Origin of the sequence: Vibrio mytili, assembly GCF_000830505.1 — a bacterium.
In the GTDB taxonomy this organism is placed as follows: Bacteria; Pseudomonadota; Gammaproteobacteria; order Enterobacterales; family Vibrionaceae; genus Vibrio; species Vibrio mytili.
This window is the reverse complement of sequence record NZ_JXOK01000062.1, coordinates 42,573-67,916: the sequence shown is the minus strand read 5'-3', so window position 1 is coordinate 67,916 and position 25,344 is coordinate 42,573. Positions and strand designations below refer to the sequence as shown.

Annotated in this window: 19 protein-coding genes and 1 pseudogene; 12 read left to right on the top strand and 8 right to left on the bottom strand. The window is 44.4% G+C overall.

The genetic code is table 11. The features are described from left to right. The first annotated feature begins 30 nt into the window (after nucleotides 1–30). On the top strand, nucleotides 31–1,308 hold the full coding sequence (locus tag SU60_RS16140; RefSeq protein ID WP_041156427.1) for an MgtC/SapB family protein: 1,278 nt from the start codon (nucleotides 31–33) through the stop codon (nucleotides 1,306–1,308). A gap of 69 nt (nucleotides 1,309–1,377) precedes the next feature. Here SU60_RS16140 and pta read toward each other — a convergent pair. Next, nucleotides 1,378–3,521, bottom strand: a pseudogene (pta, locus tag SU60_RS16135) (phosphate acetyltransferase). A gap of 137 nt (nucleotides 3,522–3,658) precedes the next feature. Beyond that, a complete protein-coding gene (locus tag SU60_RS16130; protein WP_041156426.1) occupies nucleotides 3,659–4,855 on the bottom strand; it encodes an acetate kinase in 1,197 nt (398 codons plus the stop codon). Between the two features lie 343 nt (nucleotides 4,856–5,198). On the opposite strand from SU60_RS16130, the gene yfbV reads away from it, so the two are divergent. The 5 genes from yfbV to SU60_RS16105 all read left to right on the top strand — a co-directional run bounded on the left by yfbV (nucleotide 5,199) and on the right by SU60_RS16105 (nucleotide 10,544). Further along, on the top strand, nucleotides 5,199–5,651 hold the full coding sequence (gene yfbV / locus SU60_RS16125; protein WP_041156425.1) for a terminus macrodomain insulation protein YfbV: 453 nt from the start codon (nucleotides 5,199–5,201) through the stop codon (nucleotides 5,649–5,651). Between the two features lie 394 nt (nucleotides 5,652–6,045). Then, nucleotides 6,046–7,008 carry an ABC transporter substrate-binding protein gene (locus SU60_RS16120; RefSeq protein ID WP_041156424.1) on the top strand — a complete coding sequence of 321 codons (963 nt, stop codon included), beginning with the start codon at nucleotides 6,046–6,048 and terminating at the stop codon, nucleotides 7,006–7,008. 67 nt (nucleotides 7,009–7,075) lie between these two features. Continuing rightward, nucleotides 7,076–8,011: an ABC transporter permease gene (locus tag SU60_RS16115; protein WP_041156423.1), complete on the top strand. Its 936-nt coding sequence runs from the start codon at nucleotides 7,076–7,078 to the stop codon at nucleotides 8,009–8,011. After that, entirely contained in the window at nucleotides 8,008–8,802 is a 795-nt protein-coding gene (locus tag SU60_RS16110) for an ABC transporter ATP-binding protein (protein ID WP_041156422.1), read from the top strand. The genes SU60_RS16115 and SU60_RS16110 overlap by 4 nt, the downstream gene beginning before the upstream one ends. Before the next feature lie 281 nt (nucleotides 8,803–9,083). After that, nucleotides 9,084–10,544 carry a GGDEF domain-containing protein gene (locus SU60_RS16105; protein ID WP_041156421.1) on the top strand — a complete coding sequence of 487 codons (1,461 nt, stop codon included), beginning with the start codon at nucleotides 9,084–9,086 and terminating at the stop codon, nucleotides 10,542–10,544. A 40-nt stretch (nucleotides 10,545–10,584) separates the two neighbouring features. Here the strand turns inward: SU60_RS16105 and dusC are convergent, their stop codons facing one another. After that, nucleotides 10,585–11,553: a tRNA dihydrouridine(16) synthase DusC gene (gene dusC / locus SU60_RS16100; protein ID WP_041156420.1), complete on the bottom strand. Its 969-nt coding sequence runs from the start codon at nucleotides 11,551–11,553 to the stop codon at nucleotides 10,585–10,587. A gap of 157 nt (nucleotides 11,554–11,710) precedes the next feature. On the opposite strand from dusC, the gene SU60_RS16095 reads away from it, so the two are divergent. After that, on the top strand, nucleotides 11,711–12,325 hold the full coding sequence (locus SU60_RS16095) for an SEC-C metal-binding domain-containing protein (RefSeq protein ID WP_041156419.1): 615 nt from the start codon (nucleotides 11,711–11,713) through the stop codon (nucleotides 12,323–12,325). Nucleotides 12,326–12,501: 176 nt separating this feature from the next. On the opposite strand, the gene dsbB is transcribed toward SU60_RS16095, so the two are convergent. After that, nucleotides 12,502–13,038, bottom strand: a complete 537-nt coding sequence (dsbB, locus tag SU60_RS16090; protein WP_041156418.1) for a disulfide bond formation protein DsbB — start codon at nucleotides 13,036–13,038, stop codon at nucleotides 12,502–12,504. Between the two features lie 86 nt (nucleotides 13,039–13,124). Then, a complete protein-coding gene (gene nhaB / locus SU60_RS16085) occupies nucleotides 13,125–14,711 on the bottom strand; it encodes a Na(+)/H(+) antiporter NhaB (RefSeq protein ID WP_041156417.1) in 1,587 nt (528 codons plus the stop codon). 832 nt (nucleotides 14,712–15,543) lie between these two features. On the opposite strand from nhaB, the gene fadR reads away from it, so the two are divergent. Continuing rightward, a complete protein-coding gene (gene fadR, locus SU60_RS16080; RefSeq protein WP_041156416.1) occupies nucleotides 15,544–16,383 on the top strand; it encodes a fatty acid metabolism transcriptional regulator FadR in 840 nt (279 codons plus the stop codon). Between the two features lie 152 nt (nucleotides 16,384–16,535). On the opposite strand, the gene SU60_RS16075 is transcribed toward fadR, so the two are convergent. After that, entirely contained in the window at nucleotides 16,536–17,345 is an 810-nt protein-coding gene (locus SU60_RS16075; protein WP_041156415.1) for a hypothetical protein, read from the bottom strand. Between the two features lie 204 nt (nucleotides 17,346–17,549). Beyond that, the gene (gene metG / locus SU60_RS16070) at nucleotides 17,550–19,625 is read right to left on the bottom strand and encodes a methionine--tRNA ligase (protein ID WP_041156414.1); all 2,076 of its coding nucleotides are present in this window, start codon (nucleotides 19,623–19,625) and stop codon (nucleotides 17,550–17,552) included. 159 nt (nucleotides 19,626–19,784) lie between these two features. Here metG and apbC point away from each other — a divergent pair, with 159 nt between their 5' ends. From apbC to SU60_RS16055, 3 genes are all read left to right on the top strand, one after another. After that, complete coding sequence (gene apbC, locus SU60_RS16065; protein WP_041156413.1) at nucleotides 19,785–20,861, top strand: iron-sulfur cluster carrier protein ApbC; 1,077 nt, start codon at nucleotides 19,785–19,787, stop codon at nucleotides 20,859–20,861. A gap of 190 nt (nucleotides 20,862–21,051) precedes the next feature. Next, nucleotides 21,052–21,693, top strand: a complete 642-nt coding sequence (udk, locus tag SU60_RS16060) for a uridine kinase (protein ID WP_041156412.1) — start codon at nucleotides 21,052–21,054, stop codon at nucleotides 21,691–21,693. Between the two features lie 167 nt (nucleotides 21,694–21,860). After that, nucleotides 21,861–23,939 (top strand): AsmA family protein, encoded by a 2,079-nt coding sequence (locus SU60_RS16055; protein ID WP_041156411.1) that lies wholly within the window; start codon nucleotides 21,861–21,863, stop codon nucleotides 23,937–23,939. Between the two features lie 195 nt (nucleotides 23,940–24,134). Here SU60_RS16055 and cobO read toward each other — a convergent pair whose 3' ends face one another. Further along, the gene (gene cobO / locus SU60_RS16050; RefSeq protein ID WP_041156410.1) at nucleotides 24,135–24,743 is read right to left on the bottom strand and encodes a cob(I)yrinic acid a,c-diamide adenosyltransferase; all 609 of its coding nucleotides are present in this window, start codon (nucleotides 24,741–24,743) and stop codon (nucleotides 24,135–24,137) included. A gap of 122 nt (nucleotides 24,744–24,865) precedes the next feature. Between cobO and SU60_RS16045 the strand changes: the two genes are divergently transcribed. Continuing rightward, a complete protein-coding gene (locus SU60_RS16045; protein ID WP_041156446.1) occupies nucleotides 24,866–25,315 on the top strand; it encodes a low molecular weight protein-tyrosine-phosphatase in 450 nt (149 codons plus the stop codon). The last annotated feature ends 29 nt before the right edge of the window (nucleotides 25,316–25,344 follow it).

The window sequence follows — 25,344 nt, the reverse complement described above, 5'->3', positions numbered from 1 at the left end:
ATCAAACCAATCTTTTATCTGAGGTGGGGCATGGATATCAACGAGTTTGCAATCGGTGAACACCTTATCTGGAAGGTGCTTATCGCGCTTCTTTTAGGGGCGATTGTTGGCATTCAGCGCGGTTGGGTAAAACGAAATAGTGTGGAAGGCAGCCGTGTTGCGGGTATTCGTACCTACTCTCTGGTCGGTTTGTTTGGCGGTCTATCGGCTATCCTTGCCCAGCGTTTCTCTCCATTTATACTCGGATTTGCGCTTCTTGCATTGGTGATATTGGCGTGCATTGCTTACATCATGAAGCAAAAGAACAGCGGTGATATAAGCATTACAGGGCTCGTCAGTTTGCTGGTCACGTTTATTTTAGGGGCACTGGCGGTAGCGGGGGAGGCGATACTCGCCGCGTCGGCTGCAGTCATTACCGCAATGGTATTGGATAATAAAAGAGAGCTACATGAAGCGTTGCAAAAACTGCAGGAATACGAACTGGATGCCGCGTTAAGGTTGCTCCTTATATCCATTGTTTTATTACCATTATTGCCTAATCAAACATTTGGTCCTTGGAACGCATTGAATCCCTACGAAATCTGGTGGATGGTGGTGTTAATCGCTAGCATTTCATTCGTCGGTTACTTTGCGATTAAAATTGGTGGGGCAAAGCGAGGTATTTTATTTACGTCGGTGTTTGCTGGGCTCAGTTCCTCTACAGCGTTGACGCTGCAATTTTCCCAACTCTCTCGACATCAAACCAATATCAGCCCGCTGCTGGCCAGTGGCATTTTACTCAGTTGTGGCACAATGTTTCCACGTTTACTGCTTATTATGTCGTTGTTGAATCAACCACTTGTTCAAATGTTATGGCCTATCGTGTTAGCAATGATGGGGGCACTTTATCTTCCTGCGTGGTGGATCTGGCGACATTGTGAGGTGGAGCCGATGACACAAAAAAGCGAACAAACCAATCCATTAGCACTACAGTCCGCATTGTTCTTCGGGCTGGTGCTTGCCGTGATCATGTTACTCTCTCACGCACTTGCTGATTGGTTTGGCGATGCCGGAACACTGTTATTGTCAGCGTTGTCAGGCATTACTGATGTCGACGCGATCTCGCTGACGCTAGGGCGTCAAAGTACTAACGGTTTAAACCTGACAACGGCAGCGCTTGGTATTTTGATTGCTGCTTCTGTTAATACCCTGGTTAAGATGGGGATGGTGATTTCTATTGGCGATAAATCACTTTGGCATAGAGTCGTGCCCGTGATGATAGGTTGTGTTTTCGTTGGCGGAGTAATGTTCTTGGCGGTTTATGATTAGTGGACGAAAAAAGCCCTCGATAACTCGAGGGCTTTGAAGGTTGTCTTATCTACACGCTTTCTAGGTGAATTACTTCACCTCTTGGCTTGCCTGAATCGCTGTAAGTGCGATGGTGTAAACAATGTCGTCTACTAGAGCACCACGAGACAAGTCGTTGACTGGTTTACGCATACCTTGCAGCATTGGACCAATAGATACTAGGTCTGCTGAACGTTGTACCGCTTTATACGTTGTGTTACCTGTGTTTAGGTCTGGGAACACGAACACGGTCGCTTTACCTGCAACTGGAGAATTTGGTGCTTTAGAAGCTGCTACGTTTTCCATGATTGCTGCGTCGTACTGAAGAGGACCATCGATGATAAGATCAGGACGTTTCTCTTGAGCCAGTTTGGTCGCTTCGCGCACTTTATCAACGTCTGCACCTTTACCAGATTCACCTGTAGAGTAAGAGATCATTGCTACGCGTGGTTCGATACCGAATGCTGCTGCAGAATCTGCAGACTGAATCGCGATTTCAGCAAGTTGCTCTGCGGTTGGGTCTGGGTTGATTGCACAGTCACCGTAAACCAGTACTTGATCAGGCAGAAGCATGAAGAATACTGACGATACGATAGACGCATTTGGTGCCGTCTTGATGATTTGGAATGGAGGAACGATGGTGTTCGCTGTCGTGTGAACCGCACCAGAAACCAGACCGTCAACTTCGTCATTCTCAAGCATCATTGTGCCTAGGAATACGGAGTCTTTGAGTTTCTCACGTGCAACCACTTCAGTCATGCCTTTCGCGCCACGTAGCTCAACAAGACGAGCAACATAGTTTTCACGAACCGCATCAGCTCGATGATTTTAACGCCAGCACCTAGCTCAACGCCTTGTTGTGCTGCAACGCGTTTGATTTCTTCTGGGTTACCTAGCAGTACACATTCTGCGATACCGCGCTCAGCACAGATTGACGCTGCTTTTACAGTACGTGGCTCATCACCTTCAGGAAGGATGATACGCTTGCCTGCTTTACGGGCGAGTTCAGTAAGTTGGTAACGGAATGCTGGTGGGCTTAGACGACGAGACTTCTGTGTCCCTTCGGTCATTGACTCAATCCAGTTACCGTCAATGTGACCCGCAACGTGTTCGTTGATGAACTCGATACGCTCTTTATCGTCTGCAGGAACTTCAATGCTAAAGCTCTGTAGATTTAGAGACGTTTGCCAAGTATTACCTTGTGCTTTGAAGATAGGTAGACCTGATTCAAATGCAGGCTTACATAGGCCTTCGATTTCGCGTGGGATATCGTAGCCACCAGTCAGCAGTACCGCACCAATATCAACACCGTTCATCGCGGCAAGAGCTGCCGCAACAATCACATCCGGACGGTCTGCTGATGTTACAAGCAGAGATCCAGGTTTGAAGTGCTCAATCATGTTTGGCAGAGAGCGCGCACAGAATGTGATGCTCTTAATACGGCGCGTGTTAATGTCACCTTGGTTGATGATATCAGCGTTAAGGTGTTTTGCCATGTCGATTGCACGAGTAGCAATCAGGTCGATGCTCCATGGCACACAACCTAGTACACGAATTGGAGAAGTGTTGAAGATTTCCATCACTTTCATTTCGTTTTGCTTCGCGCTGTCGGCATCGTCAAAGATCTCAGACAAGTCAGGGCGAGTGCGGCCTGCTTCATCAACGGGTGCATTTAGCTTGTTGATGATAACGCCAGAGATGTTTTTATTCTTAGTGCCACCGAAGTTTGAACATGCCACTTCGATGCGTTCTTTAAGCTGCGCTGGGTTGTCAGTACCCGGTGTTGCTACTAGCACGATCTCAGCACCAAGTGTTGCTGCGATCTCTGCGTTCACTTGGTTCGCAAATGGGTGTTTGCGAGTTGGCACTAGACCTTCGATCAGTGTTACTTCTGAATCTTTATTGATTTGGTTGTAACGTTCAACAACGGTTTCTAGTAGCTCATCCATGTTGTCGTTACCGATTAGGCTCTCGGCAACTGACATTGGCATAGGTTCGCCAGTTATGATGTCGCTATTACGACCAACGATGGTTGACGTTAGATCCGGTTGATCACCGCCACTGCGTGGCTGACAGATAGGTTTGTAGAAGGAAACTTTAACGCCTTTGCGCTCCATTGCGCGAAGGACACCCATACTAACGCTTGTTAGGCCAACGCCTGCGCTAGTAGGGATAAGCATAATAGTACGAGACATTCGTAGAGTACCTTTAGCTATTTGGGGGATAAAAGCTCAACTCTTATTCCATGAAGTTCGGAAGAATAGGGGTTGAGCCCCTAAGAAATTCGTTTGAATGAAAATCTGGCTAGCCGAGTGGCTAGCCAGTGAGTCAATTAAATACCTGTCAGACGAGCAGTGTCTTCCGCGATAACCAGCTCTTCGTTGGTTGAGATAACCATGGCTGGGATGCGGCTGTTTTCAGTCGTGATCACACCTTCACCACCGAAACGTGCTTTCAGGTTGGCTGCGCTGTCTACTTCAATACCGAAGATAGCTAGGCGGTTCAGAACCATTTCACGGATTGGGGCAGAGTTTTCACCGATACCACCGGTAAATACGATAGCGTCTAGGCGGCCATCCATGGTGGCAGTGTAACCTGCTACGTATTTAGCCAAACGGTGACAGAATACGTCCATCGCACGAGTTGCTTCTTCTTTTGCACCGTAGTTGTCTTCGACAAAACGACAATCCGATGTCACACCAGTCAGGCCAAGCAGACCCGATTGTTTTGTGAACATGGTATTGATCTCTTCTACGCTCATGCCAAGTTTGTCGTGCAGGAAGAACATCACTGCTGGGTCCAAGTCACCACAACGAGTGCCCATTACCAGACCTTCAAGTGGAGTCAGACCCATTGAAATATCAACAGATTCGCCGTTTTTGATAGCACACACTGAAGCACCGTTGCCCAGGTGGCAGTTGATGATGTTCAGTTCGTTGGCTGGTTTACCCATACGCTCAGCAGTTTCACGAGCGATGAAGCGATGAGATGTACCGTGTGCGCCGTAGCGACGGATACCGTGCTCAGTGTAAAGGTTGTATGGCAGAGCGTACAGGTACGCTTCTTGTGGCATGGTTTGATGGAATGCCGTGTCGAATACTACAACGTTTTGCAGCGCCGGGAATGCTTTTTGTGCTGCACGAATACCGATCACGTGAGCTGGGTTGTGCAGAGGAGCAAAAATAGCGGCTTCTTCAATTCCTTTAACGGTTGCTTCATCAACCAGCATTGAATGTGTAAATTGCTCACCGCCGTGTACAACACGGTGACCGATGGCTTTCAGTTGCTCTGCCAGTTCTGGCTTAGAAGCAAGAATAGTTTCAACGATGAACGTCAGAGCTTCATCGTGCGCAGCGCCTTCACCCAGTTGAGCTTCGTGCTTGCCGTCAAGTTTCCACTTGATACGTGCTTCTGGAAGGTGTAGACATTCAGCAAGACCTGAAAGGTACTCGTCGCCATTTTGTGCATCGACAATAGCGAACTTAAGTGAAGAACTACCGCAGTTTAAAACTAAAACTAGCTTAGACATGTATGACTACCTGTTATTCGTCTGATAAAAATCAGTAAAAGAATGAAAATCAATCACAAGAATAGACGATACCAGAGAGGCTGCGTACTAATCTTGGTCAAAAAATATTCAAAGTCCATCTAAAAAAGAGTGATGAGAGCCCCTCACCACTGTGATGCAATCCATGCCGATAGACATCTCATGTTGCTTAAATTGTAAATAACAGCAACAATGAGATTAGGGGTCCGCAAAGGATAGCGATAATGAAGTATGATAACAAAAAAAATTTGAATTAATATTAACTTTCATCAATTTTTTGCACCTTCAGTTGAAATGTTCAACTATTTTTTAGTGAGAGAGTCGAATGAGTAATAAAGTCGGATTAATCCATAGCCTGAAAGATGGGCAGAACTACATGGAGATCTGGCCGGTTCGCAAAGAACTGGGTGCCGTATTTCCTGAACAGCGCATTATTAAAGCCACTCGTTTCGGTATTAAAGTGATGCCAGCCGTTGCTGCGATAAGTGTGCTCACTCAAATGGCGTTTAACAACTACGATGCATTGCCGCAGTCCATTGTTGTCGCGTTATTTGCGATAAGTTTGCCTCTGCAAGGAATTTGGTGGTTAGGTACGCGCTCCAATACCAAATTGCCACCGTCACTTGCCACGTGGTATCGAGAGCTACACCAAAAAATAGTTGAAACGGGGTTTGCGTTAGAACCTGTAAAAGCAAAACCGCGCTACAAAGAATTAGCGATGATACTGAATCGCGCTTTTAGACAACTGGATAAATCGTCTCTAGAGCGTTGGTTTTAGCTGGTTCCAATCGTTGATTTCTCTCTTTATTCCTCTGTTTTAAAGATGGAGTGGGCGTCATTTGCTCCATCTTTACCTAGACTCAAGTCGTTCATAATTTGTATTTCTTTTACTTACTGACTTTTCAGTCTCAAGAATCTTCATCATCGAGTGTATCTCTGGCATTTTTGGTGTAATTTTGCTTGTCCTGCATCCCCTGCGTGATCACAAATGTTGTGTTGCTGTTAAATGTTTCTTTTCTTTACCGTAACTTAGTAGTAATAATAACAATATGATGCACAAGAGGTGCATGACAGTCTCTATTAAGCACAACAACATTTTGTTCTCACTTTTGCATGAGTGAGCATCGACGTTGAATGCTCACACAAGGACGAAGACACATCAAGGAGTTATGATGAAATCGAAACGTTTACTTGCCACCGCAATTCTATCTGCCACCGCTCTTCTCTCTTCAACCGGAGTCATTGCCAAAACGGCGACGGTTGCTGTATCGCAAATTGTAGAACACCCAGCGCTGGATGCTACTCGCCAGGGCTTGCTGGATGGTCTAAAAGCAAAAGGTTATGAAGAGGGAAAGAATCTCGAGTTTGACTATAAAACTGCACAAGGTAATCCTGCCATCGCAGTACAAATTGCCCGTCAATTTGTCGGTGAAAACCCGGATGTACTAGTCGGTATCGCAACGCCTTCCGCTCAGGCTTTGGTCTCAGCGACAAGAACGATTCCCGTAGTATTTACTGCGGTTACCGATCCTGTCGGGGCGAAGCTCATCTCGTCAATGGAGCAACCGGGTAAAAATGTAACGGGCTTATCTGATTTATCTCCAGTGGCACAGCATGTTGATTTAATTAAAGAAGTACTGCCAAATGTCAAAAGTATTGGTGTTGTTTACAACCCAGGTGAAGCAAATGCGGTTACTTTGGTTGATTTGCTAAAAGAAAGCGCAAAGGCAAAAGGTATCGAGGTTGTTGAAGCGACCGCGTTAAAAAGTGCGGATGTTCAGTCTGCAACTCAAGCCATTGCCGCGAAATCCGATATCATTTACGCGCCAACGGATAACACGGTCGCGAGTGCCATTGAAGGCATGATCGTCGCTGCAAATCAGGCTAAAACTCCTGTATTTGGCGGTGCTACTTCATACGTTGAGAAAGGAGCGATAGTGGGCCTTGGTTTCGATTACTATCAAGTTGGTGTGCAAACTGCGGATTATGTGGCTGCTATTCTTGACGGACAAGAACCGGGTAAACTGGATGTAAAAGTCGCTAAAGGCTCTGATCTAGTAATTAACCAAAGCGCAGCGGATAAGTTGGGTATCAAACTACCAGACTCAGTCGTACAGCGTGTTACTAGCAAATAATAACGATATTTAAAGGATATAGTTCAGGTCGAGCTTTGCCGGCCTGAATATGCAGAAAGGAGTAGTTATGTCTGCATTTGCTTTTTTTGGCGCGCTAGAGATTGGCTTGATTTATGGTCTGGTTGCGTTGGGGGTTTACCTGACGTTTCGCGTGCTTGATTTTCCCGACCTTAGTGTGGATGGCAGTTTCCCTATGGGCGCTGCTGTCGCGGCCACGGCAATCGTCGCGGGTATCAACCCATGGATTGCCACTGGGATGGCGATCATTGCTGGTGGTATGACAGGGTGGGTCACCGCATTTCTTGCCGTTCGTTGTGGTATTTTGCACCTTTTGGCTTCAATTTTGACCATGATCGCGGCGTTCTCTATCAATATTCGCATTATGGGTAAGCCAAATATGGCGTTGTTGGGAGAAGACACCATTCTGACTCCGTTTGAATCCATGGGAGATCCCATGCTTATTCGTCCATTAGTTGTTGGTGTGCTTGTCCTAATCTCTGCGTTTTTTATTGTTCGTCTCTTAAACAGTGATTTTGGATTGGGCTTGAGAGCAACGGGTGTAAATGCACGAATGGTGTCTGCGCAAGGTGCAAGCACTGGCTTCTATACCTATTTCGGTCTTGCATTATCAAACGGTTTTGTAGGGTTTGCAGGCGCTTTGTTTGCACAAACGAACAGCTTTGCTGATGTGACATCAGGCGTAGGTACCATTGTTGTTGGTTTAGCAGCGGTGATTTTAGGTCAAACTTTAATCCCAGGTCGTAAGATTTGGGTGGCGGTTTTAGCCGTAATTATCGGTTCTGTGCTGTACCGTCTTGCCGTCGCTTTTGCTTTGAGTTCAGGAATGTTTGGTTTGCAAGCATCAGACCTTAATCTCGTAACAGCAGTATTAGTCGCAGTTGCGCTTATCGCACCAAAACTTAAGAAGAATATGAAGGCGAAACAGCGAGTGACAGATGCTAAACAACAAGCATCGAAAAAAGGCTCTGGGGAGACATTATGATTGAACTTAACAATATTCAAGTGACGTTCAACCCTGGCACCATATTAGAAAACCGTGCGTTACGAGGTGTGTCTCTTGAGGTTCCTCAACATCAGTTTTTAACCGTTATCGGTTCCAATGGCGCAGGCAAGTCAACGTTATTGGGTGCGGTAACAGGCGAAACGCCAATGATTGGTGGTCAAGTGGTTATTGATGGAAAGGATGTAACCAAACAAACCGTTGCCCAACGAGCGACACAATGTGCCAGAGTGTTTCAAGATCCACTGGCAGGCACATGTGGAGAATTGACGATAGAAGAAAACATGGCCTTGGCATATATGCGTGGCAAAACACGTAGCTGGGGCTTAGCGTTGTCAGCTAAGCGACGTAAAATATTCCAAGAACGTATCAGCATTCTTGGACTGGGGCTAGAAGACCGATTAGGTGATAGTATTGGTTTGCTATCTGGTGGGCAAAGACAGGCGGTAAGTCTGGTCATGGCAACACTGTCAGACAGCAAGCTGTTGTTACTTGATGAGCATACCGCAGCGCTGGATCCACGAATGGCTGCGTTCGTTATTGATCTCACCAAACGCATTGTGAGTGAGTTTGATCTTACCGTGATGATGGTGACTCACTCCATGAAAGATGCATTGGCTTGTGGTGATAGAACCGTCATGTTGCATCAAGGAGAAATCGTTCTGGATGTCGCGGGTGAGCAACGAGCCAGTATGGACGTCCCTGACTTGTTGGAGATGTTCTCTAAAGTAAGAGGTGAGGAGCTCGCTGACGATAGCTTATTACTTAATTAAGTTTGACTGACTCTAAGGTCGATGGAAATAATCTCCTCCTTATTAACCGTAGTGAATTTACGGATGATAAGGGGGTTTTTTAATGCCCAAATAACCTAAGCTGTTTCGTTCAGTTAGGCGTACTTAGTCATACTTCCTATCCGTATAGGAACAAGAGCCACAAAATGAGGGTGGTAATGTGACACTGCATTTTTGATTGATTAAACTTTAGTATTAATAAAAACTGGCACGCCGCGATTTTGTTTACAAGTATGACGGAGTGCCTCAGATATCGGTACCCAATGATTAACAAAAGACGTTTTAGCCTCTCATTTGTCATTATTTTTCCTTTGATGCTATTTGTCATCGTCATTCTCGTAACGACTAAAAATTATTACGATTCAGTGAATCGCTATATTGATGTTGAATATGCGCGGGTGGATCGAGCTCTAGCGCGGGGCGTAAAAGTGTTATCTGCGCTCGACTATAGTTTTTCCAATTATACTAACTATGCGCTTCCATTGACTAAAGAGCACAATCAGATGCTAAAAGATGGAACATGTTACATTTGGCCGATTAATAGACTGCTTTTGGATAAGCCCTATACGGGAGGTTTGCCCGCATCAGATCGTGAATATGTGATTGTGGGAGAGAAGAGTCTATGCCAAGAGGGCTCTGAAATGAATCGGCTTGCGGAGCAGAAGGTCGGTTTTGCTCCCTCACTGTCCTTTCTCCACGATTTGGAGCCCCATATCATAGGAATGCATTACCTCGATAAACGTGGTTATGTGATTTTATCGCCCGGTAATTACGCGAAACATTTTACCAAAGAGTTGTTATCTTCGTTAAAAGCCCAGCAATTTTGGATAAGCTCTGTACAAAATCAAGTGTATATTACCCAAGCGGATGCAGGCCCGATACTTGATTCTGTCACCGGGCAAATCATTAGCTTAGCAATACCATATTTTGAAAATGGTATTCATCAAGGTATCTTGGCCATTGATTTCAATACGCATATATTGTTTGAAACCCCGAAAAACTTAGTGGGCAAGCTTCACTTTATCGCAAGTGATCAAGTAGTACCTACTGATGCGGTACGAGTAGAGCCTATTGTACTCGATCAGTTAAACTCGCATCAGCGCATCTACTACGAATATGATCTTTGGGATGAAATTAAAAATCTGATTGTTTTCGAAAAATACAGCCTCATTTTTGCGCTGTTTTTGTACGTGTTAAGTACCGTTTTGATGCTTTCTGCCAATACGTATAAAGAAGGGCGATACTTCAAAGATTTAGCATCTCGTGACCCTATGACAGGATTGTTGAACCGACGCGGAATGCAAGCGGTTTGGCGCAACAAGATGACCAAAAAGAACATCGCGTTAGCGGTCTTTGATATTGACAACTTTAAAAGCATTAATGACCGTTTTGGTCACGATGTCGGTGATTTGGCGATCCAACTTGTTGCGAAATGCATTCGTGACAATATTCGTCATACCGATACCGCTTCTCGATTTGGTGGTGAAGAGTTTGTGTTAGCTATCTATGACGAAGACACGGAAGGTATGAAACACATTCTAGAGCGGATTAGAAGAGCGATTGACGAACGCTCTCCCAGTATTGTCGAAAATGGATTTACGGTCTCTGGCGGTGTGGCTTTTGAAACGACAAAGCAATCAAGAGACTTTGCTGAGTTGTTTAAAATAGCGGATGAAAGGCTCTATCAAGCGAAAACCACAGGAAAAAACAAAATCTGTTATTAATGCAATCTCTATTGTTTTAATAACTCTAGTACATTGAGTATTAGGTAACTGGTGAGCCTTGCTTTTGTAATGCCTCTTGATAGCGTTGGATATGCTCAACGATGGGGGCGGCTTTGTTGTAAGTACGAATTTCGCGGAATAAGTCTTTCGCTTCTGGGTATGCTTGACGCAGATAAGCAAACCATTGCTTGACTCGGTTTGGGTAGTACAACCCCTTGTCACCTTTCATTTCAAATCTCGAGTAATAAATCAGCAAGTCTACTACTTCAGACCAAGGCATCGGCTGGTGGTTGTGTTTAACCATATTGCCCAAATTTGGGATGTTGAATGCGCCACGGCAAACCATTAGAGAGTTTACCCCTGTGGTTTCTATGCATCGCTGACCATCTGAATAATTCCAAATTTCGCCGTTTGCGATTAACGGTATCGAAAATCGTGAGCGGATTTGATTGATATAATCCCACTTGATTTCTGATGCTTTGTAGCCGCCTTGTTTGGTACGAGCGTGCACAGTGAGTTCATTCGCGCCTGCAGACTGGACAGCGTCGACTATCTCAAAGCAATCATCCGGATTGTCCCACCCAAGACGGATTTTTGCTGTCACTGGTATGCTATCGGGTACGGCATCTCGGCATGCTTTGACGACCTGGTGTACCAGCTCTGGATGTTGTAACAATGCTGCGCCACCCTTACTTTTATTCACCATTTTTGCTGGGCAGCCAAAGTTAAGGTCGATGCCTCGGGCACCTAAATTCGCCGCTTTTATTGCGTTTTCAGCCATCCAGTTTGGCTCCTGGCCAAGTAACTGAATATGCACGGGAACACCGGATGCAGTCTGTGAACCTTGGAGAAGCTCTGGACATAGACGATGAAACACGTGATCGGGTAAAACTTGGTCAATGACACGCACGAACTCGGTTACACATAGATCATAGTCGTTTATTTCGGTCAGAATTTGGCGCATCAAATGATCCAAAACGCCTTCCATTGGACCTAATACAACTCGCATAACTTGCCTAATACAGTTTGGTGAAAAAGGGAAGCGATTGTAGCGATGTAAACCTGGTTTGTCATTAAAAGACTCGTTAAGTCTCAACCAACTCCTAAGCTTACCTAGACTCTTGCTGTGCGGTATAATGCTTACAAATTTATTAGAAACAGATGTCATGCAATACACATTGATCGAAATAAGTGAAACTCAGTTTGAGGAGTCTTCACTGTTTATGGAAGGAGCGGTATTAGCCGCAAACCTTACCACCCAACCTTTGGCACCAGAAACTTGGTTAGAGCCATTGTTAGGGGAAAGCTTTAAAACGATTCAACCAGCGGTCGAAGAGCAAATTCACAAGCAGCATAACCTGATTTTACGCAACGAATATTCGGCCTTAGCGCTGACAGAAAATGATCCCGCACAACTGGCCGACTTTGCCGAAGGTTTTATGTCGGTTTGGGGCATGCTCGAAGAGCAATGGCAGGAAGTCGAGCTCAACGACGGCCTACAGCGAATGCTACAAGCATTATTGACGACAATGATGCTGGCTATAGATGAGGAGTCTACTCAGCAACAGATGCGCGATGCTGGTATCGAAACACCACCGACTTTGGGCGATTTGATTGAGCAACTTGACCTCATGGTCAGTGAGGTTGCCCTCGGCGCAGACGAATTGATGGTCGGTGGCAAGTCACAGCGTCTCAACCCGTTTAAAGAGATTGGGCGTAATGACCCGTGTCCTTGTGAGAGCGGTAAGAAGTTTAAACAGTGCTGCGGAAAATCGCACTAGGCTGTGAAAGATTAAGTGATAAACAACGTTCGTAAGCTTCAATGAGCTCAATACAAAGAAAAAGCCGATCTTAGGATCGGCTTTGTTGTTATTGGTGTACGGACGCATTCTTATAAGGACATATTGTTATAAGGACATACTGATGTAAGGGCAGGTCCACTGAATGACATTGTCACTTATAGAATCGGATTTCTTCGCTTTGCTGGGAAGAATTGGGCGATGATGATGAACGCTAAAGCAATTAAGTTACCTGCGAAGATAACCACTAGCCATTGCGGCATCGATAAGTCTAGGAACTGCCAAACGATTTTAGAACAATCGCCGTAGGCTTCAAACATCCAAGGTGCCCATTGATTAAGCGGCGCCCAACTTGGAAAAGTAACAAATAGATCGCAGGTCGCAAACGGCGATGGATTAAATTGATAGTCAACATGCTGAAGCGCGAGTTGCAGACCTTTATACGCACTTGCTCCCCAAACGGTTAAACCTAACCACCGAAATAGCGCGTTACTTGGTGATACGAAGCCTATGATGGCCGCAGCACCAACACCGAGCATGGCGACGCGCTCATAAATGCACATGACGCAAGGTGCAAGCATTACGACGTGTTGGAAGTATAAGGCGCATGCTTCGAAAAATAGAACAAACAATAGAAGTAACAGCCACGATAAGCGTCCCTTCGAAAATTGGTTCAATGAGTTTAAAAAGGTCACGGTATCCGTCCTGTATTAAAGTATAAAAAAGCCCTGAATAGTCAGAGCTTTTTATCGTGTATAAGTTTCCTAATCAACAGAAATTTTTAATGCCCGCCAGCAGCGACTGGTGTTAAATCCCCAGTGTGAGGTAGTATCCAACCAGCATCGTAAAAAGACGCGGTGGCAGGTTCGAGGAAGAACATGATCCCCATCAGCCCGACGACGGCTAAAACAACCGTATAAGGCAGCGCCATAACGACCATTCGGCCATAAGACAGGCGGATGAGCGGCGCTAGTGCCGATGTTAAAAGGAATAGGAAGGCGGCTTGGCCGTTTGGCGTTGCTACTGACGGTAAGTTGGTCCCAGTATTGATGGCAACAGCAAGTAAATCAAACTGTTCGCGACTGATGACGCCATGTATCAGAGCATCTTTGACTTCGTTAATGTACACCGTACCGACGAAGACATTATCAGACACCATAGAGAGTAAACCATTTGCCACGTAGAACAACGCAAGTTGTGTTCCTTTGTCTTCGACCGCAAGTACCGCATCGATAACGGGTTTAAATAGCTGCTGATCGATAATCACCGCAACAATGGAGAAAAACACCGCGAGTAGGGCAGTGAATGGCAGCGCCTCTTCAAATGCTTTCCCCATGGAGTGCTCGTCAATCACACCGGTAAATGACGTCGCTAAAATAATGACTGAAAGGCCAATTAAACCAACCGCTGCTAAGTGCAAAGCCAAAGCTGTAATCAACCACACGGCGATAAAACCTTGAACCCAAAGCTTAGCCACATCTTGTTTCGTACGCGTTTTGCGCTCTTCATTGTCAAAATCTACAAGGATTTGACGAACATTGTTAGGAAGCTCAGCGCCGTAACCGAATACCTTTAATTTTTCAACTAAGGCACAAGTGATAAGCCCGCAGATAAGCACCGGTAATGTCACTGGTGACATGCGGATTAAGAATTCACCAAAGAACCAACCTGCTTGGTCTGCGATGATCAGGTTTTGAGGCTCACCGACCATGGTTGTCACCCCACCAAGTGCGGTACCTACACCAGCATGCATTAATAAAGAACGTAAGAAAGCACGGTAATTTTCTAAATCATCACGAGTCAGCTCGGTAATTGTATCATCTTGCGTGTGGTCATGATCCCCGATGGGATTCCCGGAAGCGACCTTGTGGTAAATAGAGTAGAAACCGACAGCAACGCTGATGACTACCGCAATAACCGTTAAGGCATCTAAAAAAGCAGACAGAAATGCAGCTGCAAAACAAAAGGCAAGGGAGAGTAATATTTTTGAACGAATACCAAGCAGTATTTTGGTGAAAATAAAGAGCAGAAGATGCTTCATGAAGTAAATACCCGCCACCATGAATATCAACAGCAGTAGAACTTCAATGTTCGCGACTAATTCATGTTTCACTTGACCTGGGCTGGTCATACCAATGGCAATGGCTTCAATGGCAAGTAATCCTCCCGGTTGCAGTGGATAACATTTCAATGCCATAGCAAGCGTGAAGATAAATTCAGCGACAAGCAACCAGCCAGCAACAAATGGGTCGATCAAGAAAAAGACAATCGGGTTAATAATTAAGAACGCAATAATGGCAACTTTGTACCAATCAGGGGCTTTACCTAAAAAGTTTTTGATAAAAGCGTTTCCGAGCGAAATCGGCATGTTAACTCTCTTTAATAACTAAATTATAAATAGACACTAATTGCTAGCAGCTAGGTGTATGTTTATGAGTTTTATTAACCAGCCCTTAAAAAACAATAACTTAGTAAAACAACAATCCATCGTTCTATTGGAGTCTTGCCAAGTTACTTCCTTGAACTTAAGCACTGCTAACTTTACGACCGCAAACTCTACACCGAGGTAGTCTATAGTCAATATCTAAAAGCAGTACATACGAAGAAAATGGCTTTTTTTATTTAATAACGCGATCTGAGCTGCACTATTATCTATTGAAAGGCTTTAAAAACATCGCTTTCGATTCTAAAGGACGAGGAGAGGCGATAAAAGGCATATTAAACAAAAACAACTCTGTGAAAGCACAAAGTAATTTTGCATATTTTAAATATGAAATTGTGATGTAGGTTGTATTAATTTTTTAATGATGAAAGACGATTTTGGGAAGTGTGGTTAAATAATATACTTTGGGCACGTACTGTGTCTGTCAAATTTTGCGACAGGGCCAATATCGCATTTGTGTTTACGTTGAGTAAGTGTCTATTTGTATACTGATACCGTCCAGTATGCTTAAGTTATGACCTTTTAACTCAAACCCTTTAATTAATGCCCAAACCCGCTATTTTCCTATGTTCTACCGTTGTTTGATTATGTCAAAGAACGGAAAAAACTGCGTAATTTTATCGCATGAATTTTATTGAAATTGGAATGCAAACAATACGGCGAATTCTGTGTTTTGAAGTCATTTGGGTATAAGTGACAACTAGTGGTATGATGAGTGCCATCGACCCTAAGAAATCAATATTGGATAAAAAGTAGAATGGTCATAAAGGCGAAAAGCCCTGCTGGATTTGCAGAAAAGTACATTATCGAGAGCATTTGGAACGGCCGTTTTCCTCCTGGCTCAATTTTACCTGCTGAGCGCGAACTATCTGAACTTATTGGTGTGACCAGAACCACGCTGCGCGAGGTGCTTCAACGATTAGCTCGTGATGGATGGTTAACAATTCAGCACGGAAAGCCGACAAAAGTCAACCAATTTATGGAGACTTCTGGGCTGCATATCTTGGACACGCTAATGACGTTAGACGTAGATAATGCGACCAATATCGTTGAGGACTTGCTCGCGGCACGTACCAATATCAGCCCTATCTTTATGCGATATGCTTTTAAAGTAAATAAAGAGAACTCTGAACGTACTATCAGGAACGTTATTGAGTCTTGTGAAGCGTTAACGAATGCTGCTTCTTGGGATGAGTTTATTCAAACTTCTCCTTATGCTGAAAAAGTTTTGCAAAACGTTAAAGAAGAAAATGAAAAAGACGAAGAAAAGCGTCAAGAAATTCTGATTGCGAAAACTTTCAATTTTTATGACTACATGCTTTTCCAGCGTTTGGCATTTCATTCCGGTAACCAAATCTACGGTCTCATTTTTAACGGTCTGAAAAAGCTCTACGATCGTGTAGGTAGCTACTATTTTTCAAATCCTGCCTCTCGCGAGCTAGCACTGAAGTTTTATTACCAACTCCTAGATACTTGCGAAAATGCGCAGCGTGAGCAACTGCCTATCGTCATTCGCCACTATGGTATGGAAAGTGCACAAATTTGGAATGAAATGAAAAAACAATTGCCAACCAATTTTACCGAAGATGATAGCTAATTTATTGGTATAAATGGGAATTCAAGGTTATTAACTGCCTGTAATTTTTCATTACGTTATCGATGAAATAAGCCGCAGAGGACAACAGTCTCCTGCGGCTTTTTATTTTTGACGCTCGACAATAGCGAATCTGACAACAGAGAGTCTGGTCATTAACACGCTAGTGAAAGCCGGGGTAACGGTATGTAAAGACTTTCAACAATCTCAGACAATACATGGTCATAGGTGTTAAACAGAGCCAACGATAAGTCTGAGGTGATTTTATAAAGCGCTTCTTCGGTTAAATCAGGCTTGTTACCCTCAACATACTCGTTCAGTAACTCTATTGAGCCAATGGCGGCAGGAGCCGAGAGACTTAGAGGAGCGATGATCGCTAGTTTGTTCAGTTTGCGTAACATAACTGACGCATTGTGTTTTAGACGATCGTTGTCATGGGCGCTTTGCATACTTTTAATACTAATTCGCAGTTGGGTCAGGGTTTCGAGGCTGTCCATAATGTACTGCCAGTTCATGTGATAGTCATCATGAAGATCATCTCGTTGTTCAATAGCTAGCCAAGCAATGGTTACCTCGTCCATCAAGAACAGCGTGTGTCGAATTAACTTACCGTGTTCCATCTGGTTGCGTGCGACTGACATGTCATGCCATTCTTCTAGCACTTTACCGATTTTAATCTGTAGCACACGATACATAGGCTTGTTTTCAAAACGTGATGTATCAACCAGAATATTTAACTTACTGTTCAACTCCAAAGCAACTTGTTCTATTTCTTGTTCTTTATCATGTCGAAATTGAAGAGAGTAATGTGTCGCCGTTCGATGACGACGAAGTAACTGGATAACATCGCGTAATAGCGTTAGTAGTTCGTATCTGCGGGCATGTTGTTGCTCTCGCTTAGAAGACAGATGATACATGCCCGCTAAAATCGCAACGGATAATATAATCGATATCAAAACAAACATAACCAACTCCTTGTTATTGTTTGGACCTAGCAAGGACAGTTATGCAATTTTTGCACCGACATTAAATTCATAAAAAACAACCAGTTATTTTTAAATGAAGTAGATAGGTTGCATATCTATGGTGCAATTCGCACTAAAAGTGTGAGTTTGTTCAAAAAAATCCCTGCCAATAAGCAGGGATTTGTATTTTTACTTCAATCGGTATTACATGACTCGCATACCAGGTTGAGCCCCTTCATGTGGCTCAAGAATCCACAAGTCGCTGCCTCCAGGGCCAGCCGCTAGGATCATGCCTTCAGACATACCAAACTTCATCTTACGAGGTTTTAGGTTCGCAACCATTACGGTTAGCTTGCCTTCTAGCTCTTCAGGTTTGTACGCTGATTTGATACCAGAGAACACTTGGCGAGTTTCACCACCGATATCTAATTGGAATTTAAGCAGTTTGTTTGCTTTTGGTACTTCTTCGCAAGAGATAATACGAGCGATGCGCATGTCAACTGCGGCAAAAGCGTCGAAATCAATCTCTTCAGCGATTGGATCTTTGTCTAGCTCAGTTTGACTAGCCTTGTTCTTTTCCGCTTCTGCTTTCTCTTTCGCCGCCATTTCTGCCGCTGCATCTTCTTTCGATGCTTCGATCATCGCTTCGATATTTTTCGGATCAATACGGTTGAATAGCGCTTTGAACTTAGTAATTTCGTGACCCGTTAGTGGCGCAGCAATGTTTTCCCAAGTCAGTTCCTGATTTAGGAACGCTTCAGTACGTGCAGCAAGTGCTGGCATGACTGGTTTTAGGTAAGTCATCAGTACGCGGAACAGGTTGATACCGACAGAACAGATTTCTTGTAGTTCCTGATCTTTGCCTTCTTCTTTTGCCACAACCCACGGTGCTTTTTCGTCAACGTATTGGTTTGCTTTGTCAGCCAATGCGGTAATTTCACGAATAGCTCGACCAAATTCACGCGTTTCGTAAAGCTCAGCGATACGGTCAGCTGCTGCAACAAATTCGTTGTACAGCTCAGGTTCTGCGAAGTTGTCAGACAGTTTGCCTTCAAAACGTTTCGCAATGAAACCGGCGTTACGTGATGCTAGGTTAACGATCTTGTTTACAACGTCAGCGTTTACGCGTTGAGTGAAGTCTTCAAGGTTAAGGTCTAGGTCGTCGATACGGCTGTTTAGCTTCGCTGCGTAGTAGTAACGTAGACACTCTGGATCTAAATGATCAAGGTAAGTGCTCGCTTTAATGAACGTGCCTTTAGACTTAGACATCTTCGCACCGTTGACGGTTACGTAGCCGTGTACGAACACATTGTTAGGCTTACGGAAACCAGAACCTTCTAGCATTGCTGGCCAGAATAGGCTGTGGAAGTAGACGATGTCTTTACCGATGAAGTGGTACAGTTCTGCTGAGCTGTCTTGCTTCCAGTATTCGTCAAAGTTTAAGTCGTCACGCTTATCACATAGATTTTTGAAAGAACCCATGTAGCCGATCGGTGCGTCTAGCCATACATAGAAGAATTTGTTCTTCTCACCTGGGATCTCGAAACCAAAGTAGGGTGCATCACGCGAGATATCCCACTGTTGCAGTCCAGATTCAAACCACTCTTGCATTTTGTTCGCGGTTTCAGCTTGTAGTGAGCCAGAGCGAGTCCACTCTTTTAGCATGCTTTCAAACTGAGGTAAGTCGAAGAAGAAATGTTCTGAGTCTTTCATAACTGGTGTGGCACCAGAGACGGCAGATTTAGGATTGATCAGTTCTGTTGGGCTATAAGTTTCACCACAGTTGTCACAGTTGTCACCATATTGATCTTCAGACTTACATTTAGGGCACGTGCCTTTTACGAAGCGGTCCGGTAAGAACATTTCCTTTTCTGGGTCGAATAGCTGAGATATGGTGCGGCTCGAGATAAAACCGTTTTTCTTCAGTTCTAGATAGATATGTGAAGCCAGTTCGCGGTTTTCTTCTGAGTGCGTGCTGTGGTAGTTATCAAAGCTAATATCAAAGCCTGCAAAGTCTTTTTGGTGCTCTTCACTGACCGCTGCAATCATTTCTTCAGGAGATATACCCATCTGTTGCGCTTTAAGCATGATTGGCGTGCCGTGAGCATCGTCAGCACAAATGAAATTTACAGTGTTGCCACGTAGGCGTTGGTAACGAACCCAAATGTCCGCTTGGATATGCTCAAGCATATGACCAAGGTGGATCGAACCGTTAGCGTACGGAAGGGCACAAGTTACCAGCAGTTTCCTTGAAGGAAGGTGTCTTGGATCGTTTGCCATACTTAATATTCGCTTTTCTTGATAGGTATAAAAGATTTGATGGACAATACTACCCCATGAGCTCACTAACTCCAAGGTGTCAAACTGTGGAATGCCTTAGTTTTTTAGGGTTCTGCTTCTAACATGTCAGTGGTAGCATGGCTCTTAAAAGGAGGATTTATGCATTCGTTCACTTCAAAGCAAGATTTTTGTGATTGGTTCAACCAATTTCAACATCCACAGTTGGTGGAAAACTGGGCAGATATCCACGGTGTCATAGTTGTTCAGGCTACGGGCAACGTAGAAATACAATTGCCATTTGCGAGTCACGCACTCAAAGAAGAACTTTGCGTTTGGATTCAACAGCAACAAGCGTCAAAGGTTGTTCCACCATTTGACTACCAGATCTTGGTCAATGTTAAAGCACTTGAAACGCAGGTGGCGAATGGCGTTAAAGGCGTTAAAAATATCATTGCAGTCAGCTCTGCAAAAGGTGGAGTCGGCAAATCGACCACTGCCGTTAACCTAGCATTAGCCATTGCGCAGTCAGGGGTGAAGGTCGGGTTGCTCGATGCGGATATTTATGGTCCTTCAGTACCCATGATGCTGGGGCAAGAAGATGCGAAGCCTCAAGTTCGCGACTCGAAATGGATGGAGCCTATTTTCGCTCATGGCATCTATACTCATTCTATTGGTTATTTAGTGGATAAATCAGAAGCCGCTATTTGGCGTGGTCCTATGGCGTCGAAAGCACTATCTCAGCTGTTAAACGAGACGGAGTGGCCTGACTTGGATTATTTGGTCATTGATATGCCGCCGGGTACGGGTGATATTCAGTTGACGTTGTCTCAACAGATCCCTGTTACAGGGTCAGTACTGGTTACCACACCACAAGATTTAGCGTTGGCAGATGCACGTAAAGGTGCGGCAATGTTTAATAAAGTGAATGTCCCTGTTGTTGGGGTTGTAGAAAACATGAGTTACCACATATGTAGTCAATGTGGAGCTAAAGAGCATATTTTTGGTATGGGTGGCGCGGAAAAAATGTCGCAAGAATTTGGCTTAGCATTGTTGGGCCAAATACCACTGCATATTCAAATGCGTGAAGATATCGATGCTGGTGTGCCGACGGTTGCAGGACGGCCTGAAAGTGAACATGCAGGATATTATAAGCAACTCGCTGATCAGGTGTGTAGTCGCTTATTTTGGCAAGGAAAGCCAAAGCCTGATGCAATTGATTTCACTATGGTCAATTAAGGTTAATAGGCCTGGTTTGTTAATATTTATGATGTAAAGTTGCGTATTTTAACGTTTGCTCAGAGCGTAGGCTCTGGGCGAACAGAAAACTGAGACTAAACTCTAATTGCAGCTAGCAACTAGGGTATGAACTCCCTATAATCATGCGGTTTATTTTATGTGACTGTAAATCTTCATCGGGTGCAAACTAATGTCTGATAATAATCAATGCGTAATCGTCGGTATTGCTGGCGCTTCTGCTTCTGGAAAAAGCTTGATCGCAAGTACCATTTACAATGAGATTCGCGAGAAAGTTGGCGACCATCAAATCGGAGTTATCACGGAAGATTGCTACTACAATGACCAAAGTCACTTGAGCATGGAAGAGCGCGTAAAGACTAACTATGACCACCCGAGTGCGTTAGATCACGACTTGTTGTGTGAGCACCTAGAAAAGTTAGTTCGTGGTGAAGCGGTTGAAGTGCCGGAGTATAGCTACTCTGAGCACACTAGAACAAGTAATACTACGACCCTAACCCCGAAAAAAGTGATCATTTTAGAAGGTATTCTTCTCCTGACTGATCCGCGTTTACGGGACCTGATGCACGCGACGGTATTTATGGATACGCCGTTGGATATCTGTCTTCTTCGTCGTGTTAAACGTGATGTTGAAGAGCGCGGACGTACTATGGAGTCCGTACTTAAGCAGTATCAACAAACCGTGCGTCCGATGTTCATGCAATTTATCGAACCTTCTAAGCAATATGCGGACATCATTGTACCTCGTGGCGGAAAAAACCGCATTGCCATTGATGTATTAAAAGCTCACATTGCAAGACTTTTGAAAGCATAGGCGTGGATTAAGCGGTATCGCTTTATTTTTATGAAAAGAAGTGGCACTTTAGGTGTCACTTCTTTTTTTTATCTTCAAATTAGTCAGTTACAGTTAAATGAGTTGAACTTCGTTCTCTGTTGGAAGTCTCTGACTATAATCTAAAAAAATTGCGCTAGGAAAAACAAATGAAGAAACTGCTCATAATACTCGCGATACCAGTGGTACTCGTCTTGGGTGCCATTTTGGCGTTAACCATTTTTGTTAACCCCAACCAATTTAAGCCTCTTATTGTAAAACAAGTACAGAAACAAACGGGTTTGGAACTGGTGATCGAGGGCGATCTCAGTTGGCAATTTTTTCCATCCGTTGGTTTAGAGCTTGGCCGTACTGCGCTGAAAAACCCGCAAGGCTTTAGTCAGCCAAATCTATTCAAAGTCGAGACGGTCGGTGTTGACGTATCAGTTATGCCGCTGCTCAATCAGCATTTAGAAATTGGTAATGTCACTCTTGATGGCGCTGACTTTTACTTAGAAATTCTAGAAGATGGCACTAAGAACATCGATGCACTTACGCAAGCACAATCTCAGCAAGCAGAACAGAAAGAGGAAGTGGCTTCAGTTCCTGAAGAAAGCCAGTCTGCGAGCACTGGTTGGAAAGTGGATTTAGCGGGTGTTACGGTCTCGAATAGCTCGCTAGAAATACAAGATAATCAAGCAGGTAATTTTACTAAGCTGTATGACATTACTTTGAATCTCTCAGAGTTTGCGTTTGATAGCTGGACGAGCGCAGACTTTGCGGTGAAAGGCGAAATGAATGATCAGAAGTTTGCAGCGCAAGGTAAGGCAGACTTCATGGTGTCAGAAGGTTTGGCAAGTTACGCGCTGAAGAACGTTAATGTGGATGCCAGTTACTCGGATCCAAACAATGTGATTGAATCAGCGACGATTGGTCTAGACACGTTTGAGTTTGACCAAGCCAACAAGCTTACCTATGCCTTAAAAGGGGTGGTGTCTGATTTACAAGTGACCATGCAAGGTGACGGTCAGCTCACCGTAGATAAAAACATCAGTAAAGTTCAATTAGACGAATTGACGCTGAAGTCGACATTAGAAGGGCAATCACTACCTCAGTCTCCAATGAAAGTAGATATGGTCTCAGATCTTTCTTTCGATATCGTGAAGAGCCATTTAAGTTTTATCCTGGAAAAGCTGACGGCCAATGCAATTGCGCTTGATGGAAAAGCAGACGTTACTTTGGCTGATATCCCGCAAGTTCGTTTTGCGTTGCATAGCCCTGAAATCGATTTGGATTCGTTCCTTGGTCTGGATAAGCCAAACGAATCTAAAGCAGATACCTCTGCAGGAGAAAGCAAAGCATCTACTGAAACTGAACCAGATTTGTCAGCGTTGAAAGCAATGGATGTTAAAGGGGATATTACAGTCGATAAATTTAAAGCCGCTAACGCGCACATGCAAGCGGTAAAAGCGAGCTTTACGGTTAACCGTGGCTTGGCAGAATTAACATCGTTCAGCTCGAAGCTTTATCAAGGTAGTGTTAACGCAAAAGCACAGTTAGATGCACGCAAGACCCCTGCGACATACACTGTCAAAAAATCCATCAAAGGCGTGCATGTTCAGCCATTACTGGTTGATGTGGCAGATAATGATAAGTTGGAAGGCACTGGTAACATTGACGTTAATGTGAAAGGCAGTAGCTTAACGCCTACTGGGATTAAAAAGAACTTAACGGGTACCGTGATGATAAATTTTGCAGATGGTGCCGTGCACGGGGTCAACGTAGCGCAACTCATTCGTGAGAACTACGCCAAATTCAAAGGACAGTCCGTTGAAGGGACAAGCGAAGTAAAGAAAACGGACTTCAGTGCTATGACTGCGACATTGAAGCTAAACGGCGGTGTTGCTTCTACGAATGACATGCAAGCCCAGTCCCCACTGCTTCGTGTACGTGGTAATGGTAAGGCGAACTACCTTAACGAAACCGTCGACTTTACTATCAGTACGTCAATCGTTGGCACACTGGAAGGGCAGGGTGGAAAGAATATCGATGAACTGAAAGATATTACCATTCCAATTAATGTCTCTGGGAAATGGGCGGATCCGAAATTCAAGCTGGTGTTCGATGATGTTCTTAAAGAGAAAGCGCGCAAAGAAATTGACCGTGGTGTCGAAAAGCTCACGGATAAAATTAAAGATGAGAAAACGAAAGAAGCGGTCGATAGTCTAATTAAAGGCCTATTTAACTAGGTATTTGAGCTCCTAGGAAAAGACTATTTCGATTTCGGAACGCTTCGCTCACAGAGTACGGAGTACAGACAGTGACTCCGTACTCTGTAATCCGTATTCCAAAATAGTAAACACAAATATGCCAACAAAGAGGCACATAGCCTCCGTTGCGCTCGCCTAGGACCTAGGACCTTATTTGCCTAGTACCTTTTTCCCCTACCAATCCACACCTTTGAGTGCTTTGACGCCAGACTCGAAAGCATGTTTTACGTTTTTGACTTCGGACACCGTGTCGGCCATTTCGATTAAAGTTCTATGTGCGCCTCGTCCGGTAATAATCACTGATTGCATTTTTGGCCGGTTGCTCAGTGCATCGACGACTTCATCTAAATCAATGTAACCATAGCTGACCATATAAGTCAGTTCGTCAAATAAAACGACATCAATAGATTCATTTTGCAGCATGCGTTTACACTCTTGCCAAACTAGCTGTGCAGCCTCGGTATCCGCCGTTTTGTTCTGAGTTTCCCACGTAAAGCCAGTGGCCATCACTTGGAATTCTACACCGAGTTTCTCAAGCAGGTTACGTTCGCCGTTGTCCCAGGTGCCTTTTATAAACTGTGCGACTGAACATTTTAAGCCATGCCCTACCGCGCGCGCGATGGTGCCGAAGCCCGATGTTGACTTGCCTTTACCGTTACCAGTGATGATTAATAACAAGCCTTTTTCTTCTTGAGCGGCGGCGACTCGTGCGTCGACTTGCTCTTTAACTTTCTGTTGGCGAGCTTTGTGGCGAGCTTGCTTATTCTCTTCGCTAGATGTCATATTTTCTTAATTCCTTTTGGTTCAGCGTAACTTATGCGCCTGAACTTGGGTTAGCTGATTTTACTCGCTATGATAGACCAACCATAAGTGAAGAAAAACCATCGAATAAATCAGGGAATAAAATGAAGAAAATACTTGTTGTGTGCATGGGTAATATTTGCCGTTCACCGACCGGAGAGGCGGTATTGAAAGCGAAAGCTCTTGAACAAGGGGTTAATGTGGAAGTGGACTCCGCAGGCACGATAGGTTATCACACTGGTCATTCCCCAGATCGTAGAGCGATGGCGGCAGGGAAACTACGAGGGTACTCGTTTGACGGTATGCGTGCTCGACAAGTTGCAGTCAGTGACTTTGAATACTTTGATATGATTCTTGCCGCAGATAAAGCAAACTTGGCCGATTTGTTAGATATGTGCCCGTCAAAATATCGCGATAAAGTGTCATTGTTTTTAAGTCACTCAACATCGGCTTACGATGAGATTCCCGATCCGTACTATGGCGATGGCGATGGATTTGAGCTGGTTTTAGATTTAATCGAAGATGCTTCGGTCGAGATCTTGAACAAACTGTAATCTCAGTTTGGGCGATACAAAACATCGGG

Excerpts from the sequence above, each read along its gene's own strand:
- SU60_RS16095 (WP_041156419.1), top strand. The coding sequence starts at position 11,711 with ATGCAATACACATTGATCGAAATAAGTGAAACTCAGTTTGAGGAGTCT.
- SU60_RS16120 (WP_041156424.1), top strand. The coding sequence starts at position 6,046 with ATGAAATCGAAACGTTTACTTGCCACCGCAATTCTATCTGCCACCGCT.
- nhaB (WP_041156417.1), bottom strand. The coding sequence starts at position 14,711 with ATGCCGATTTCGCTCGGAAACGCTTTTATCAAAAACTTTTTAGGTAAA.
- cobO (WP_041156410.1), bottom strand. The coding sequence starts at position 24,743 with ATGACATCTAGCGAAGAGAATAAGCAAGCTCGCCACAAAGCTCGCCAA.
- udk (WP_041156412.1), top strand. The coding sequence starts at position 21,052 with ATGTCTGATAATAATCAATGCGTAATCGTCGGTATTGCTGGCGCTTCT.
- SU60_RS16130 (WP_041156426.1), bottom strand. The coding sequence starts at position 4,855 with ATGTCTAAGCTAGTTTTAGTTTTAAACTGCGGTAGTTCTTCACTTAAG.
- SU60_RS16055 (WP_041156411.1), top strand. The coding sequence starts at position 21,861 with ATGAAGAAACTGCTCATAATACTCGCGATACCAGTGGTACTCGTCTTG.
- apbC (WP_041156413.1), top strand. The coding sequence starts at position 19,785 with ATGCATTCGTTCACTTCAAAGCAAGATTTTTGTGATTGGTTCAACCAA.
- SU60_RS16115 (WP_041156423.1), top strand. The coding sequence starts at position 7,076 with ATGTCTGCATTTGCTTTTTTTGGCGCGCTAGAGATTGGCTTGATTTAT.
- metG (WP_041156414.1), bottom strand. The coding sequence starts at position 19,625 with ATGGCAAACGATCCAAGACACCTTCCTTCAAGGAAACTGCTGGTAACT.
- SU60_RS16045 (WP_041156446.1), top strand. The coding sequence starts at position 24,866 with ATGAAGAAAATACTTGTTGTGTGCATGGGTAATATTTGCCGTTCACCG.
- dusC (WP_041156420.1), bottom strand. The coding sequence starts at position 11,553 with ATGCGAGTTGTATTAGGTCCAATGGAAGGCGTTTTGGATCATTTGATG.
- fadR (WP_041156416.1), top strand. The coding sequence starts at position 15,544 with ATGGTCATAAAGGCGAAAAGCCCTGCTGGATTTGCAGAAAAGTACATT.
- SU60_RS16075 (WP_041156415.1), bottom strand. The coding sequence starts at position 17,345 with ATGTTTGTTTTGATATCGATTATATTATCCGTTGCGATTTTAGCGGGC.
- yfbV (WP_041156425.1), top strand. The coding sequence starts at position 5,199 with ATGAGTAATAAAGTCGGATTAATCCATAGCCTGAAAGATGGGCAGAAC.
- SU60_RS16110 (WP_041156422.1), top strand. The coding sequence starts at position 8,008 with ATGATTGAACTTAACAATATTCAAGTGACGTTCAACCCTGGCACCATA.
- SU60_RS16105 (WP_041156421.1), top strand. The coding sequence starts at position 9,084 with ATGATTAACAAAAGACGTTTTAGCCTCTCATTTGTCATTATTTTTCCT.
- SU60_RS16140 (WP_041156427.1), top strand. The coding sequence starts at position 31 with ATGGATATCAACGAGTTTGCAATCGGTGAACACCTTATCTGGAAGGTG.